We start from the raw sequence: 14,925 nt of genomic DNA, 5'->3' as shown, positions 1-14,925 counted from the left end.
TCTAAGTATTATTTACTTGGTTTTTTAATAACTTTGCGTAAAGCCCGCTGTTTTCTAATAGGCTGCTATGCGTTCCAGATTCAATAATTTCACCTTGGTCCATCACTAAAATCTCATCAGCATTTTGAATGGTTGAGAGTCTATGCGCTATGACAATAGTAGTACGGTTCTTCATGGCTTTTTCAAGTGCATTTTGAATCAGTTGTTCTGACTCGGTGTCCAAGGCTGATGTCGCTTCATCTAAGATGAGAATAGGCGCATCTTTTAGTAAGGCTCTTGCAATTGCAAGACGTTGCCGCTGTCCACCGGACAGTTTTAAGCCATTTTCTCCCACTAATGTATCCCAGCCGTCAGGCAGTTGTTCAATGAACTCATAGGCATTGGCTTCTTTGGCGGCTTGCTTGATCAACTCAAGAGGTTTTTTTTGCAGGGTGCCATAGGCGATATTGTTGGCAATCGTGTCATTAAACAACGTAACATTTTGGGTGACCAATGAGATATGTTCACGCAAATTAGCAAGTTTGTAATCGTTAACGTCCACATCATCAATAAGAATCTCCCCTTGTTGATGATTATAAAATCTTGGTATTAAATTTGATAAGGTTGTTTTTCCACTGCCTGAGCGACCTATTAAGGCAATAGTTGTCCCAGGCTTAATTGAGATATTGATATTCCTTAATATGTTTTTTTGTCCAGCTGAATAACAAAAGCTCAAGTTTTTGATGTCAATTTTTCCCTCTATATGGCTGGGTTGGTATTGACCATGATCATCTTCTTGGGGCTCATCTAATACGTTAAAGACGCTTTCGGCACCGGCAATGCCTTTTTGAATTTTAGCGTTCACTTCGCTCAGTTGCCTAATGGGTTTTGGTATTAAACCGGCCGCTGTGATGTAGGCTACAAACTCGCCAGGGGAGGCGTCAGTCATTAAAAGCAGAGCTAGGTAAATCATTAATGCCAGCGCGCAAGCAACAATGAGTTGAAGCACCGGCGTGTTAATAGCACCAGTTTGCACCATTTTCATGGTTTGTTTGAAATTTGAGAGACTGGATTTAGTAAAACGTTCTTTTTCGTAAGCTTCACCGCCAAAACTACGAACGACGCGATAATTTTTGATGAGTTCTGACGAGACGTGAGTAATGTCTCCCATTGTTGTTTGAATGTTTTTGCTAATTGCTTTAAAGCGCTTACTGGCGTAATTAACAAGAAGCCCGATGATGGGTGCTATCGCTATGAAAATAAGAGAGAGCATCCAGTTCATATACATTAAATAGCCAAGAAGACCAATAACAGTAAGACCCTCTCGAACAATAATCTTAACGGCATCCGTGGCTGCGGCAGTCACTTGTTGAACATCATAAGTCACTCGAGAAAGTAGGTGCCCCGAGTTTTGGTCGTCAAAAAATCCGTGCGGTAAGTGGGTATATTTGTTAAATATTTTACAACGTAAGGTATGTACAACGTTATTAGCAACTTTAGCAATATAATAACTGCCTAGGAATGAACCAATCCCCCTAAAAAAAACAATACCGACTGTTGCGATCGGAACCCAGTAAATTTCATCACGTTGTTCAGCTTGCAGTGAATCAACTAAGTACTCCATTAAGGCAGCTAGGGCAGGTTGGGTCGATGCGAAAATGAGAAAGCCGAACAGGCTAATAGCAAATGCTTTCCAATGCGGTAAAACATATTCTAGAAGTCGTAAATAAATTTTAAGGCTAGTCGTTGTTTGATCGCTGCCGTTTGGGTTGATTTTTTTGCTCACGACGAATGTATGTTAATTAATTGTTTGGCATTTTAACGCATACTTAGCTTATGAGTAGGAAGAATAGAGGTAAAATAATTCATCCTGAATAGCCTTTAATAATGTTCTATGCGATTAGCTTTTGCTCTTTATAAGTATTTCCCATATGGTGGCTTAGCACGGGATTTTGTGCGTGTTGCAAAACTGTGCTTAGCAAAAGGTCATCGCGTTGATGTCTACGTAATGGACTGGCAGGGTGAGGTTCCCAATGGTGTTAATGTGCATCTAATAAAAACTAAAGGCTGGACCAACCATGCGCGAGTAGCTAGTTTTCATCGTCAATTAGCGAGCACTTTGGTTAATAGCGAATTTGATGTGACGATTGGCTTTAATAAAATCCCTGGGGTGGATGTCTATTATGCTGCAGACCCTTGCTATATAGATCGTTTTGTTGATAAGACATGCTTAGCTAAATTGAACCCACGTTATAGGACCTATGCAGAGGCAGAAAAAGCGGTATTTGGGCAACACAGTCAAACTATCTGTTTAATGATTTCAGAACCGCAAACAGCATTATTTAAAAAGCATTATCAAATAGGCGATGAGCGGTTGGTTATGCTGCCTCCGGGCATAGATCCTAATCGACGCAGGCCTGAGGGTGCGGACGAAAAAAGACGAAATTTTCGGCAGCAATTTCAATTAAAAGATAACGATATAATGCTACTGATGCTCGGCTCTGCCTTTAAAACAAAAGGAGTTGATCGGGCAATTGATGCGCTGGCATCATTACCTGAAATAGTATTGGAAAGAACTCAATTAATGATCGTTGGTGAGGGTGATATTAAGGCTTACGAACGATATGCTAAGCAGAAAGGTGTTGCTAATTACTGCCATTTTATGGGGGGGCGAGGTGATGTGCCTGACTTTTTATTAGCCGCTGATTTATTATTACACCCCGCTCGTAAGGAGAATACCGGAACGGTGATTTTAGAAGCAATGATCTCAGGCTTGCCTCAATTGGTGACGAAAGTGTGTGGCTATGCTAAACACGTACAAAGAGCAAAATCGGGACGGGTTATTGAAGAACCCTTTCGGCAACAGCATTTAAACAAGGTACTACTTGAGATGTTAACGAGTGATGAATGCTCATACTGGGCAAAACAGGCGCTGCAGTATGCAGAGCATGAGGATTTATATAGCATGCCTGAAAAAGTGGTGGATGTGATTGAACGAGTAGCAAAAGAGCAGTTAAATGAAAATTGAATGTTCTGATAAATTTAAAAAACACTGGAGGTCGGTGCCTACTTTTGATGAGTTCATGAGTTTGGATGGTCAAATGTACCGTGCCATTGCACGCCGTAAGACGTTCAAGTTTGAACGCAATGGACAGGCCTATTTTGCCAAAATTCATCAAGGTGTAGGCTGGGGTGAAATTATTAAGAATCTTGTTCGGTTCCGCTTGCCAGTATTGGGCGCAAAAAATGAGTATGATGCAATTGCGGCGCTGAGGGCTATTAATGTGAATACGATGACGCTGGCTGCTTATGGACAGCGCGGTTGGAACCCAGCGGAGTTAGAATCGTTTGTTATTACTGAATCATTAGAACCATCGATTAGTTTAGAAGATTACTGTGCGGATTGGCAAAGGAAAAAGCCGCCTTTTAATCTGAAGCAGGCACTTATTAATGAAGTGGCTATGATGAGTAAACGAATGCATGAGCAAGGTATTAATCACCGTGATTTGTATATTTGTCATTTCTTAATGAAAGAAGGTGCCTTAGATCAGCTTGCTAAGGGCATGGGTATTAATTTGTATTTGATTGATTTACATCGGGTGCAAATTAGAAAAGCAATTCCGCTCAGGTGGCAGGTTAAGGATTTGGCAGCGCTATATTTTTCCAGTATGGATATAGGCCTGACAAAAAGAGATCTTTACCGTTTCATTAGACGTTACTCAAATGAGACACTTAAAAATGAATTAACGCTTAATCGGTCTTTTTGGCAAAAAGTGGAAAAAAGAGCACTTGGCTTATATGCCAAGCACGCTAATCAATAAACTGTTCAATGAAGTGAGTTAAGACAATGGTAAAGCCCTATATTAATACTGCTTGGCAAGCAATTTTGGCCTTTAACAAGCTTGAAACATTTGAGCAATTATGGGCATTGGATGCACCGTGGTTTGAGGAAAAAAATCAACGAAGAGGGGGGTGGAGTGGTGTTTCACGAATTGACCTGCTATTACCAGAAGGGGGTTCGGTTGGCGTTTTCTTAAAACGTCAAGAAAATCACCGGAAAAGATCACTGGCCTACCCACTGAGTGGACGGGCAACGTTTGCAGTTGAATTTGAGAATATCCAACGTTTTGAACAGTTAGGTATTAATACCCTAGAGCCTATCTTTTTTTCTGATAATCGCCAGCAAGGCAAGCTGCAAGCAATTTTAATGACGCGTGAGTTAACAGGCTTTAAGCCCTTGTCCAGTGATGATTTTCACCTCGGGGGGCGATATGTCGATACGACTGAGAAAAAACTATCGTTGTTTAAATTATTGGCCGGCCTAATGCACCAAATGCATGATAAAAATATTAAACACGACTGTTTCTATTTGAAGCACGTGTTTGCCAGACCTGTCGAGAAAGCAGATATGGAATTAAAAATCATTGATTTGGAAAAAGCAAAAAAAGTACTTTTTAGAAAAAATGCCACTTTTCGAGATGTATATTCCTTATTAAGGCATGCACAAGAGTGGACTGATGAAGATAAATTAACCTTCTTTAAAATATACCAAGGTGAAGAGGTGTTGAGTGCTACATCGCGTAAACTTTGGCGAAAGATCAATCGAAAATTAGAGTCACATAAATTGTAAGACCTCTCATTCGTATCTGCTTTCTCTGCTTAATTTAATAAGCATCTGGGCTATAAGCAAGCTGTCAATCGGCGGTTAGAACAAAGGTGGAACCATCGTGAAAAGTTTATTAATGGCTTATGCTCGTCAACTGGGCTAAATGACTAATGCACGGACCTCATTTTCTATTGCCAACGCTGCGGCTGAACTCAGTTTACTTTCGTTTGCGTAACCCAACATAAAAGCGTCAAACTGAGAGCGAATTAATGCTTTGTCTTCTTGGTAACGAAGAATATGAGAAAAGTTTCTTAGGCGTAATGAGTGGTTTAGTGGGTGATGCTTAATTTGCATGTCTGAAATATCAATAAGGCCAAATTCACCATTAGGTAAAGCTAAGATATTTTTTAAATGAGCTGAACGGAAATACACGCCTTTTTGGTGCAAGTGGGCAATAAAACGGCCAAACTTTTCATATAGTTTTTCAGTTTGATCAACTGATTGGCTTAATACTGTGCGTAACAACTCCCCTTCCAGTTTTTGATAAATAACTAGCTGGCGTTTTATGCTAGGGCAGCTTAGTACCTTATTAATACTGACTGTTGGAATACCCAGCTGAGTAAGCCTTTTTGCATTAGCAACAAAGCGAGTGGCGTAAGGAAAAAATAGTGCGGTCGATAGCAGTCGTTTACGGCGAAATAGCTTAATCATTTCACCTTTACCGGTATCCAGTACTTTTATCCCAAAGGCGTCTTTCTCAAGCAGTAAGGCACCCTTGATAAGTGCTTGGTATTGCTGTTGACTAATCTTTTCCATTAAGCGTCTAGATCTGGAATTAATGTGCTTTTCAATTGTTCGATTTGGTCCTTTATGAAGAGCCGCCTTTTTTTTAATCGACGAATCCTTAGTTGATCTGGTTGAATTTCTTCTGAGAGGTGATCGATTATATAGTGTAAATCTTGATGTTCTTGGCGTAGCTCAATAATTCTGAGCTTTATTTGATCATTGTCACTTAATATCATCTAAATTTTCATAAAGCGGATTGAATAAGGGGCTATGGTACAGCATACTTGTCAGATGAATAATGATTTTAAACGACTGCTCGGGCTCTTTTTTGAACTATGCTTAATGAAGAAAGGGCCAAAAGACTTGCCCAATTCAAGTGCTTTATTAACACTTGTTTTTTGCCTTTATTTTTTAGCGGGCACGGTACTTCTTTCTAGCTCATTAGTAGTCACTGAAGCGCTTATGCAGTCGCTTATAGAGACGGTGTTACTAGGGGTGTTTGTTTACTTGTTGGTTAGTTTTTTTGCTATAAAAAATCGTTTTAATCAAGCTATAACAGCCTTATACGGAAGTGGTGCTTTTATTACGATAGTTAGCATGCCTTTTGTTTTTTGGATGCAAAGCCTAACGGCTAGTAATGGCTCAACTGGCATGGTGGGACTGATTGTTTTCATGCTCGTTTGTTGGAGCTTTATTGTGATGGCTTATATTATTCGTGAAACAATAGACAAAGGTTTTGCTGTTAGTTTGTTGCTAACATTCTGTTATTTGTATGCGTCCTTCCAACTTATCAAGTTAGTGTATCCCGCCGATATCACCTAAGTGGAACGATGTAGTTGTTAACTTTTCTGCTTGCTAAGTTGATTGCTAAGCCTGACAAAATCATCAATACTTAATGCTTCAGCTCGAGAATTTGGGTCAATTTGGGCTGCTTCAAACGTGAGGTCATCGCAAATATTTTTGAGTGTGTTTCTTATTGTTTTTCTGCGCTGCGAAAAAGCAGCTTTTACGATGGTTTCAAAAAGAACCAGATCGTCAATATGGTATTTTTGTTGTGCATAGGGTGTTAAGCGAACAATACTGGACATGACTTTTGGGCGCGGATGAAAGCACTCTGGGTCCACATCAAATAGCGCTTCTACATGGCAATAGAGCTGAATCATGATGCTTAAACGGCCAAATTGTTTGCTGCCGGGTTGAGCTTGCAAGCGATCTACAATCTCTTTTTGCAGCATAAAATGCATGTCTTGGATATGGGGTGCTTGGCTTAGTAAGTGAAACAGCAAGGGTGTGGATATATTGTAAGGTAAATTACCAATCACTCTTAATGCCTGGCCGTGCTCTAAAGCGGCAAAGTTGAACGTTAATGCATCTGCGCTATGCAGAGTAAATCGATCAATATGAGAAAACTGGGTGTTAAGGCGTTCGACTAAGTCTCTATCTAATTCAACAACATCTAACTGACAGTGTGTGTCTAACAGTGGCTGGGTAATAGCGCCTTGGCCGGGGCCAATTTCAACCACGTGATCATCTGCGGATGGGTTAATAGCCATGACTATTTGATGGATAATTCGGCTGTCTTGTAGAAAATTCTGACCGAAACGTTTACGAGCTTTATGTGGTTTATTCAAGTGATTATTGTGATGAAAGTTGTATGGCCATCTTTAAGGCAGATTCTAAACTTGTTGAATTAGCCTGACCTGTACCAGCTAAATCAAGGGCTGTTCCATGGTCAACAGAAGTTCTAATAATTGGTAATCCTAGAGTGATATTCACTGCGTCACCAAAGCCTGCGTATTTTAGGGTCGGTAAGCCTTGATCATGATACATGGCTAAGACAACATCGTGTTCATTTAAAATAGCCTGTGTGAAGACTGTATCTGCTGGTAAGGGGCCTGTTAAACTGAAACCTTTAGCGCGTAATTTTTCAAGTGTCGGGATGATGGTGGTGATTTCTTCATCACCTAAATGTCCATTCTCACCTGCATGTGGGTTGAGTCCACAAACGGCGATTCGCGGGTTGGCGATGGCAAATTGCCGTTGAAGATCATGGTTTAAAATTGTAATCGTTTTTTCCAGTAAAGTAGGGGTAATGGCTGCGCTAACATTGCTTAGTGGAAGGTGCGTTGTTGCAAGAGCAACTCGTAAGGTTTTGGTCGCTAGCATCATTACTGGGTAGCTGCCGCAATAATCAGCTAAAAACTCAGTGTGGCCAGAAAAGGGTATATGAGCATCATTAATAACACTCTTTTGGACAGGCCCAGTAACGAGTGCTTGGCATTGATTGTCGAGACAAAGTTGAGCGGCGGCTTTGAGCGTTTCAACGATATACGCGGCATTGCTGACATCCAAGAGCCCACTAATTTCTTGCTTAGCGAGTTTAATAGGAAACACGTTCATAGTGCCGGGTTTATGGGCGCTAGAGGCTTGCCTTAGGTCTGCTTGTTGAATGTCGATGGAAAGGTTTAGTTTAGTAGCTCTACGGGCTAACAGGTTAGGGTCAGCGACAAAAATAAGCTCGCAGGGCCATGGTTTCTGGCAGATTTGCAGACAAATATCAGGCCCAATACCGGCAGGTTCGCCAGGTGTAATAACAATTCGAGGTAATGGCATGATTACATGATCACTGGATAAAAAAGATAATTAGTTATCCAAGCGATATTCAATGTAAGCATCATCCCTTAACTTAGTTAACCACGACTCAATCGCAGCATCTGCTTTACGTTTTTGAAGTTGAGAACGTGCTTGAGCTTCGCGCATCAGTTGGGTGTTATCTTGTTCCTCGCGACCTAACACTTGAATTAAGTGCCAGCCGAATTGGGTTTGTACAGGTTGGCTAATTTCATTGATCTCGAGTGTGTTCATGGCGGCTTCAAAAGCAGGCACCAGAGCACCGGGTTGCACCCAATTTAAGTCGCCGCCATTAATGGCTGACCCTCTATCTTCGGAGTTTGTTCTTGCTAATGCAGCAAAGTCTTCGCCGTTTTCAATACGCTGTTTAAGATTAAGCAATCGGTCCTGCGCAATTTGATCGGTAATCAATGCATTAATTTTAATAAGAATATGACGAACATGTGTTTTAGTAATCATTACCTTTTGTTGGCCACGTGTCCCAAACAGTTTAATAATATGGAACCCACTAGGGCTTGCAATAGGGTCTGAAAACTCATTGACTTGCATTTTCTCAACGAAGGGCGTTAATAATGACGGCATTTGCGCTAATTTCATCCACCCAAGGTCACCACCATCCAATGCATTGCTGGCGTCTGAATTTGCAATGGACAGCGTAGAGAATTTCTTTCCTTGTTTAAGGCTAGTAATAATTTTTTCTGCCTTGTTACGAGCGGTTGTTATTTGTTGTGGTGATGCGTTTTCAGGCGTACCAATGAGGATATGTCCTAAATGATACTCTGTAGACTGGTCTCCTTCGCTTTGTTCTAGGTAGTTTAGAAAACTGGCGACTTCTTGGTCTGAAACTTTAACTTCATGATGTACATAACTTGCTTGTACACGTCTGACTAACATCTGATCTCTAATTGAGTTCTTAAAAGACTTCAGCGTAACGCCATCTTTTTGTAGAACGTCTAAAAATTCTTCTGTTGAAAGTTTATTGGCGGCTGCGATACGTTGCATGGAGTCTTCGATTTCCGCGTCAGAGATTTTCATTGCACTTCGTCTAGCAATTTGTAGTTGTAGTTCGGTTTGTACCATACGGTCTAATACGCGTTTTTCAATATCGTCTCTTGATATTGAGGCACGTTGTTCAGCGGGTAGGCGTTGGTAGGTTTGTTTAACTTGCTCGTCTAATTGGCTTTTTAAAATAACGCCTTTATCAACAATGGCGACAATGCGGTTCATAGACTCTTGTGCGAAGACAGCAGGCGAAAGGAAGCTACATAGCACGATTGCATTAATAAAGAGAGCGCGATTAAGATTATTCATGATGGAAAGATTCACAAGTTAAAAGGGGCTTAAATAGAAGGTTAAAATAACATTTGGATTGCTATTATGTAACCTTCTATTTACTGTTGAGAGTGATTTTTCTGAACGTTATTGCTCGGGTATTTGGTAGCCTAATATGCCTTCTTCAAGGAAAGAGTCTAGTTTTTCACCAAAGCTGGTAAGGCCTTTTAGTTCAAATTGAAAGAAAATGCCTTCTTTAGCTTCTTCGTCTATTGCGTCGTTAACGTAGCGCCTAGCGATGACTCTTAAGCGCCAACAACAGGTGTCTTTCTCTAACCCTAAGAAGGTATCAAGTGCTAGGTTATGCTCTTGTGAGTAATTCCAGCGGCCAACCGTACTCCATTCTTTGCTAATTGGCCATTTGAATGATAAGTCGGTTTGTTCAATATCATTAGAGTTTCCTCTGAAGTCAGTAGTGCCTTCATAGCGTGAACGGTAGGTTGCGTTAAATAAACGATTTGCCCCATCTTGGTAGTGAAGACCCAGAGTTGCTTTTTCTGTTTTGCCAGCATGTGGGTCGTATTGCAAGGCTGAACGAGCGGACCATGTATCTGTGATTTTTGCGGAAACTTCTGTTACTAAGTCAGAAGTATCGTCGGTAATAGGCTTGTTGGTTGGTTTAAGTTGTACATCTAGGTCGTCAAAGTAAACAATGGAACCAATACTGGCTCTTAGGCGTTCATTACCCGTATTAGACTCAATAAAACGTGAAGTGACTGCTAAGGTAAGCTGGTTAGCGTCGGCTACTCTGTCAGCGCCGGAGAAACGGTTTTCTCTAAATAATTGATTAAAGCTAAAGTCATATTCAGAGGTATCAAACAATGGAATATCATCTTGGTCTTCATGGGGAACGTATAAATAATATACGCGTGGTTCCAGTGTTTGTATCATGCCACTGGCAAAATTAAGGTTTCTTTCAAAAAACAATCCAGAGTCTACAGAGAGTATTGGAAGCGTTCTACTTTGACCGCTGTTAATGGTGCTGGCTTGATCGCTCAGCCGATATTCGGTATGTCTTAGGCTTAGTCTAGGGGTTAAAAAGCCACTGGCGTTTCTTAAAGGAACGCTAATGCCTGGGTGAAGGTCTACACGTTTGGCATCAACATCTGAACTATGGTCGAAGTAAACAAACTCATTGCGCATATCGACTTTAGCGATACCAAATACGTCTGTTTCACGTAAATTAAACAGCACCTGAGGTAAACGGCGATGAGGACGTGCGGTGCTAGAGAGGGATTCATCAATAGAGTCATAGTTATCTATTTTAGTTAGTAAGCTCCAGTGATCGGCACGGTAATTTAAACTGGCTTGGCTTTTTAGGTAACGGTTACTAGAGCTGATGAGGCTATTACCAAAATCTTCAAAATAATCATCATCGGAGATGTAGTTTAAGTCTATATCTGAGCTCAAACGAGATGTAATGGTTGATTGGTTTTGTAATGAAAATTGACCTCGTAAGTCGCTCGTCTCTGTATCGCTTAGAATTTCAGCAGATACCTGTCCTTCACTGCTACCTGTTAGGTAGCGAAATTCGCCTCCGAGCATAAACCCTCGGTTGCTCATGATGCGAGGAGTAATAGTTGCATCATAGTTTGGCGCAATATTCCAATAGTAAGGGAGAGAGAAATCAACGCCTGTTGTGTCAGAACTTCCAAAGGTCGGTGTCAAGACCCCAGATTGACGTCGGTCATCAATAGGGAAGCTAATGTAAGGCGTATAAAGCAATGGAATATCAAATACTTCAACCCATACGTCACGTCCAGTTCCACGACCAGTTTCCTTGTTCAACTCAAGTGTTCTTGCCTGTAACTCCCAGTCACTAACACTCGGTGCGCAGGTGGTGTAAGTAACGTTTGTTGACTGGGTGATATTACGGTTAACCAGTGTTGTTGTTTGGGTGCTGCCGCGAGCGTGTGTGGTTTCAAGAATAAATTGGTTGTTTTTAAATTGCCCGGTATCCTTAGCAAGCTGTAGTTCAGCTTGGTCACTGTGCAAGGCGAAACCATTTTCTTGGTAGAAAACATCACCTGAAGCAGAGGCGCTTTCTTGTTGATTATTATATGTCAGTTGGTCGGCGGTAATAGATTGATCAGCACGATTAACCAAGACATCGCCGCTAAATTTGGCATTACTTTTATCAAGGACTTCGGCGTAGTCTGATTGTATGTTTACCTCAGAATTTAAACGATTTTGCTGAATGCTGTTTCTGCTTTCGCGAAGTGAGTCGGTAGTGACTTCACAAGTGTCCCAAGGGTCAACTTTAAGTTGCCTAACCATTTGATGAAACAGCGCATTATTTCTAACCCGGCCTGCATTATCATCATACAAGGCAATGCTCTGTCTATTGTCTAGGGTGGCTACCATTGTAAAAGGCGCGCTGGTTTGTGAGCAGTCCCAAGTTCCATTCTCACCAGTTTTGCAATCCCATGAGCCAGTGTTTTTTAATGTTGTGACTTGAGTCTGAGTCGGTGCTTTTTTGTTTGTTTGTATGACTTTTGGTTGGCCAGCAACTCGAACCCTTGGAACAGAGGGGGGCGCTGGTTTATCAGTCGTGTTGTCTGCAACGGTTGTTTGATCCTTAGAGGGTTGTTGCGGACTATCTACTTTGGCACTTTTTTCAATCGGTTTGGTAGACGCGGAACAATCCCAGGTTTGACCATCATTCGCTAATTTACAATCCCACTGAGAGTTACTGAAACCAAATGCCTGGCTTGCCATCAATAAAAGCACTAGGGCTAAAAGAAAGTGTTTGTATGAGCAGATAATGGCTGAACCTTTTTGCTTGAGTCTAACGTAAGTTGTATGAAATCGCATAGAATGGTGCTTATCTTCAACGATAGCATGTAATTTTTTCGATATATTAACACGCAACTTTCGGTCTGCGTTAATTAGGTCTGATAGAGTATTTTTTATGGTAAGAGATGAGCGTAAGCAGCGTTTAATTAAATGGTTGTCGGGGGTTCTCTTAACCGATGATTTTAGTTGTGAGCCTGCTTCAAGTGATGCAAGTTTTCGACGTTATTTTCGGGTTAAATGTCAGGCACAATCTTTTGTTGTGATGGATGCGCCCCCTGCTCAAGAAGACTGTACCTCTTTTATCATGATAGCTGAGGTATTACGCGAAAACGGCATTTATGCACCGGAAATTTTTTACAAATCGCTTGAAGAAGGGTTTCTCGTGCTCAGTGATTTAGGAACAGACAGCTATTTGGATAAATTGAACGAAATGTCTGTTAATGGGCTCTACCAAGATGCTGCGACTGTTCTACATAAGATGCATGCTATAGCGCTGAAAGAACTGTCAATTCCGCATTATGACTCTCAGTTGCTTCACAAAGAAATGGGCTTGTTTGATGAGTGGTTTATCAGTCAGCTATTAAGTGTAGAGTTATCATCTGAAGATAAGAAAACACTAGTGACTGTTAAAAACGCCTTAACAGGCTCTGCTCTCGAGCAGCCACAGGTTTTTGTACACAGAGATTACCATTCAAGAAACTTGATGGTGACACAGAAGAACAACCCAGGGGTGATTGATTTTCAAGATGCTGTTGTCGGGCCAATAAGCTACGACTTAGTCTCTTTATACAGGGATTGTTATATAAATTGGCCAGATGAAAAAATTTATGCTTGGCTGGATGCGTTTCTACAACAACGTAAGCAACGTGGTTGTAGCGATGATTTTGACTCACTTCGTTTTTACCAATGGTTTGATTGGATGGGTGTTCAACGACATATGAAAGCAGTAGGTATCTTTTCTCGTTTGCTATTAAGGGATGGTAAAAAAGGCTACTTAAAGGATATACCGCGCACACTGGCGTATATAACCCGTGTGTGTTCACGCTATGAAACATTAAAGCCATTAGCAGATTTGATTAATAAGTACCAATTAATGAAGAGATTTACAACGCTTCAACAAGAGCGTGAAGAAGCATGAAGGTCATGATTTTAGCGGCAGGTCGAGGCGAAAGAATGGGCCGCTTAACCGACAATTGCCCGAAACCGCTGCTTGAAATTTCGGGTCAGCCGTTAATTGTGCATCACCTATTGGCGTTAAAATCGCAAGGTTTTAATGACTTTGTTATTAATGTGGCCTATTTGGGCGATCAAATAAAAACGGCCTTAGGAAAAGGGGAGCAGTGGGGCGTTCACATTGAATATTCAGATGAAGGCGATAACGCCTTAGAAACAGGCGGTGGGGTTTTTAGGGCCTTGCCTTTATTAGGTGATGAACCGTTTTTATTGGTCAATGCGGATGTATGGACTGATTTTCCATTCCAGCGTTTAAGAAAAAAGACAGTGAAAGATATTCATCTGGTGCTTGTTAATAACCCTGATCATAATCAACACGGTGATTTTTGCTTGCTGGATGGCGAGAAAAAAAATCAAGACAGTCAACGTTATACCTACAGTGGAATCGGCGTGTTTAGCCGCGCTGTTTTTGAACAGCAAACAGAGTGTGTTTTTCCTTTAGCACCGATTATTCGTCAGTTTATAGCACAAGGGCGAGTGAGCAGCGAGCTTCATCGGGGGGAGTGGGTTGATGTAGGAACACCGGAAAGGCTTGCTGAGTTGGCGTTAAAGCTTAAACAGCGTTAACGCCACTCAAACGTTAGGCTAGTCGATGACCCCGGAGGCTTGTTGATCGGCATGGTAAGAAGAGCGAACCATCGGTCCACTGGCGACGTGTGAAAAGCCCATCTCTTTGCCCAGTTTGGCTAATTCATCAAACTCTTCTGGGGTGACATATCGTTCCACAGCTAAATGCCCTTGGCTAGGTTGTAAGTATTGGCCTAAGGTCAGCATGTTACATCCATGCGCGCGTAAATCTCGCATTACCGCTAAGGTTTCTTCGTTGGATTCCCCTAAACCAAGCATAAGTCCCGATTTAGTTGGAATATCAGGGTGGGCGTCTTTGTAACGCTTTAATAAATCAAGCGACCACTGATAGTCTGAGCCGGGGCGCGCTTTTTTATATAAACGTGGAACGGTCTCTAGGTTATGATTAAAAACATCTGGTGGTGTTTGCGCTAATATGTTGACCGCGATATCCATACGGCCCCTAAAGTCAGGGACTAGCACTTCAACTTGTATAGTAGGGTTTTTTTCACGCACGGCACTAATACATTGGGCAAAATGGTCAGCGCCACCATCACGTAAATCATCACGGTCTACCGATGTAATGACCACATAACGGAGCTTCATATCTTTAATGGTGTCGGCGAGTTTTTGTGGTTCATCTTTATCTAGCGGGTTTGGCCGACCATGAGCAACGTCACAAAATGGGCAGCGCCGTGTACAGATATCACCCATAATCATAAAGGTGGCGGTGCCATTATTAAAACATTCGCCAAGGTTTGGGCAAGCCGCTTCTTCACAAACGGAATATAAACCGTGTTCACGAAGAGCCTTTTTTATGGCGTTAACGCGGTTTCCGCTGGGTACTTTTGCACGTATCCATTTGGGTTTGCGTAAAATGTCAGCTTTTTTCTCAACTTTAATCGGAATGCGAGCCAACTTTGCTTCACTGCGTTGATGTGTTTCGGGCGTAGCGCGAGAGGGCGCTTTTAAAGTATCAGTATCGTGTGACATAG

14 protein-coding genes are annotated in these 14,925 nt (G+C 41.6%); 6 read left to right on the top strand and 8 right to left on the bottom strand.

Annotated elements, in window-relative coordinates; translation table 11 throughout:
- Window position 1 precedes the first annotated feature (1 nt).
- Window positions 2–1,765, bottom strand: coding sequence for a lipid A export permease/ATP-binding protein MsbA (msbA, locus tag KUG63_RS06805; RefSeq protein ID WP_287554504.1), 1,764 nt, complete (start codon window positions 1,763–1,765; stop codon window positions 2–4).
- A gap of 108 nt (window positions 1,766–1,873) precedes the next feature.
- Between msbA and KUG63_RS06800 the strand changes: the two genes are divergently transcribed.
- From KUG63_RS06800 to KUG63_RS06790, 3 genes are read left to right on the top strand one after another with little or no spacing between them, the layout of a single operon-like run.
- Window positions 1,874–3,007 carry a glycosyltransferase family 4 protein gene (locus KUG63_RS06800; RefSeq protein ID WP_287554502.1) on the top strand — a complete coding sequence of 378 codons (1,134 nt, stop codon included), beginning with the start codon at window positions 1,874–1,876 and terminating at the stop codon, window positions 3,005–3,007.
- A complete protein-coding gene (gene rfaP / locus KUG63_RS06795) occupies window positions 2,997–3,800 on the top strand; it encodes a lipopolysaccharide core heptose(I) kinase RfaP (protein WP_287554500.1) in 804 nt (267 codons plus the stop codon). Before KUG63_RS06800 ends, rfaP begins: the two co-directional genes overlap by 11 nt.
- A 26-nt stretch (window positions 3,801–3,826) precedes the next feature.
- A complete protein-coding gene (locus tag KUG63_RS06790) occupies window positions 3,827–4,609 on the top strand; it encodes a lipopolysaccharide kinase InaA family protein (protein ID WP_277642459.1) in 783 nt (260 codons plus the stop codon).
- Between the two features lie 135 nt (window positions 4,610–4,744).
- Here the strand turns inward: KUG63_RS06790 and KUG63_RS06785 are convergent, their stop codons facing one another.
- Both KUG63_RS06785 and KUG63_RS06780 read right to left on the bottom strand, forming a co-directional pair.
- The gene (locus tag KUG63_RS06785) at window positions 4,745–5,401 is read right to left on the bottom strand and encodes a lipopolysaccharide kinase InaA family protein (RefSeq protein WP_277642458.1); all 657 of its coding nucleotides are present in this window, start codon (window positions 5,399–5,401) and stop codon (window positions 4,745–4,747) included.
- Window positions 5,401–5,607: a DUF465 domain-containing protein gene (locus tag KUG63_RS06780; protein ID WP_277642457.1), complete on the bottom strand. Its 207-nt coding sequence runs from the start codon at window positions 5,605–5,607 to the stop codon at window positions 5,401–5,403. The genes KUG63_RS06785 and KUG63_RS06780 overlap by 1 nt, the downstream gene beginning before the upstream one ends.
- A gap of 55 nt (window positions 5,608–5,662) precedes the next feature.
- On the opposite strand from KUG63_RS06780, the gene KUG63_RS06775 reads away from it, so the two are divergent.
- Entirely contained in the window at window positions 5,663–6,193 is a 531-nt protein-coding gene (locus tag KUG63_RS06775; RefSeq protein WP_277642456.1) for a hypothetical protein, read from the top strand.
- A 17-nt stretch (window positions 6,194–6,210) separates the two neighbouring features.
- On the opposite strand, the gene rsmA is transcribed toward KUG63_RS06775, so the two are convergent.
- The 4 genes from rsmA to KUG63_RS06755 form a co-directional block, all read right to left on the bottom strand.
- The gene (gene rsmA / locus KUG63_RS06770) at window positions 6,211–7,002 is read right to left on the bottom strand and encodes a 16S rRNA (adenine(1518)-N(6)/adenine(1519)-N(6))-dimethyltransferase RsmA (protein ID WP_287554498.1); all 792 of its coding nucleotides are present in this window, start codon (window positions 7,000–7,002) and stop codon (window positions 6,211–6,213) included.
- A 4-nt stretch (window positions 7,003–7,006) separates the two neighbouring features.
- Complete coding sequence (gene pdxA / locus KUG63_RS06765) at window positions 7,007–7,984, bottom strand: 4-hydroxythreonine-4-phosphate dehydrogenase PdxA (RefSeq protein ID WP_413464111.1); 978 nt, start codon at window positions 7,982–7,984, stop codon at window positions 7,007–7,009.
- Between the two features lie 30 nt (window positions 7,985–8,014).
- Window positions 8,015–9,313 carry a peptidylprolyl isomerase gene (locus KUG63_RS06760; RefSeq protein ID WP_287554496.1) on the bottom strand — a complete coding sequence of 433 codons (1,299 nt, stop codon included), beginning with the start codon at window positions 9,311–9,313 and terminating at the stop codon, window positions 8,015–8,017.
- A gap of 108 nt (window positions 9,314–9,421) precedes the next feature.
- Window positions 9,422–12,148 (bottom strand): LPS-assembly protein LptD, encoded by a 2,727-nt coding sequence (locus tag KUG63_RS06755; RefSeq protein WP_287554495.1) that lies wholly within the window; start codon window positions 12,146–12,148, stop codon window positions 9,422–9,424.
- Between the two features lie 97 nt (window positions 12,149–12,245).
- Between KUG63_RS06755 and KUG63_RS06750 the strand changes: the two genes are divergently transcribed.
- Complete coding sequence (locus tag KUG63_RS06750; protein WP_277642453.1) at window positions 12,246–13,268, top strand: aminoglycoside phosphotransferase family protein; 1,023 nt, start codon at window positions 12,246–12,248, stop codon at window positions 13,266–13,268.
- Window positions 13,265–13,930 carry an N-acetylmuramate alpha-1-phosphate uridylyltransferase MurU gene (murU, locus tag KUG63_RS06745; RefSeq protein WP_020162534.1) on the top strand — a complete coding sequence of 222 codons (666 nt, stop codon included), beginning with the start codon at window positions 13,265–13,267 and terminating at the stop codon, window positions 13,928–13,930. The genes KUG63_RS06750 and murU overlap by 4 nt, the downstream gene beginning before the upstream one ends.
- Before the next feature lie 18 nt (window positions 13,931–13,948).
- On the opposite strand, the gene lipA is transcribed toward murU, so the two are convergent.
- On the bottom strand, window positions 13,949–14,923 hold the full coding sequence (lipA, locus tag KUG63_RS06740) for a lipoyl synthase (protein ID WP_015006558.1): 975 nt from the start codon (window positions 14,921–14,923) through the stop codon (window positions 13,949–13,951).
- Window positions 14,924–14,925: the final 2 nt, after the last annotated feature.

The sequence above is a fragment of the Cycloclasticus sp. genome, assembly GCF_019090545.1.
GTDB classification, from domain to species: Bacteria; Pseudomonadota; Gammaproteobacteria; order Methylococcales; family Cycloclasticaceae; genus Cycloclasticus; species Cycloclasticus pugetii.
Note: the sequence above shows the minus strand (reverse complement) of the source record. Positions and strands in the feature narration are given on the sequence as shown.

Coding starts and splice junctions, on each gene's coding strand:
- KUG63_RS06785 (WP_277642458.1), bottom strand. CDS start 5,401: ATGGAAAAGATTAGTCAACAGCAATACCAAGCACTTATCAAGGGTGCC.
- KUG63_RS06800 (WP_287554502.1), top strand. CDS start 1,874: ATGCGATTAGCTTTTGCTCTTTATAAGTATTTCCCATATGGTGGCTTA.
- KUG63_RS06790 (WP_277642459.1), top strand. CDS start 3,827: ATGGTAAAGCCCTATATTAATACTGCTTGGCAAGCAATTTTGGCCTTT.
- KUG63_RS06775 (WP_277642456.1), top strand. CDS start 5,663: ATGAATAATGATTTTAAACGACTGCTCGGGCTCTTTTTTGAACTATGC.
- KUG63_RS06780 (WP_277642457.1), bottom strand. CDS start 5,607: ATGATATTAAGTGACAATGATCAAATAAAGCTCAGAATTATTGAGCTA.
- murU (WP_020162534.1), top strand. CDS start 13,265: ATGAAGGTCATGATTTTAGCGGCAGGTCGAGGCGAAAGAATGGGCCGC.
- pdxA (WP_413464111.1), bottom strand. CDS start 7,984: ATGCCATTACCTCGAATTGTTATTACACCTGGCGAACCTGCCGGTATT.
- KUG63_RS06755 (WP_287554495.1), bottom strand. CDS start 12,148: ATGCGATTTCATACAACTTACGTTAGACTCAAGCAAAAAGGTTCAGCC.
- KUG63_RS06750 (WP_277642453.1), top strand. CDS start 12,246: ATGGTAAGAGATGAGCGTAAGCAGCGTTTAATTAAATGGTTGTCGGGG.
- lipA (WP_015006558.1), bottom strand. CDS start 14,923: ATGTCACACGATACTGATACTTTAAAAGCGCCCTCTCGCGCTACGCCC.
- KUG63_RS06760 (WP_287554496.1), bottom strand. CDS start 9,313: ATGAATAATCTTAATCGCGCTCTCTTTATTAATGCAATCGTGCTATGT.
- rfaP (WP_287554500.1), top strand. CDS start 2,997: ATGAAAATTGAATGTTCTGATAAATTTAAAAAACACTGGAGGTCGGTG.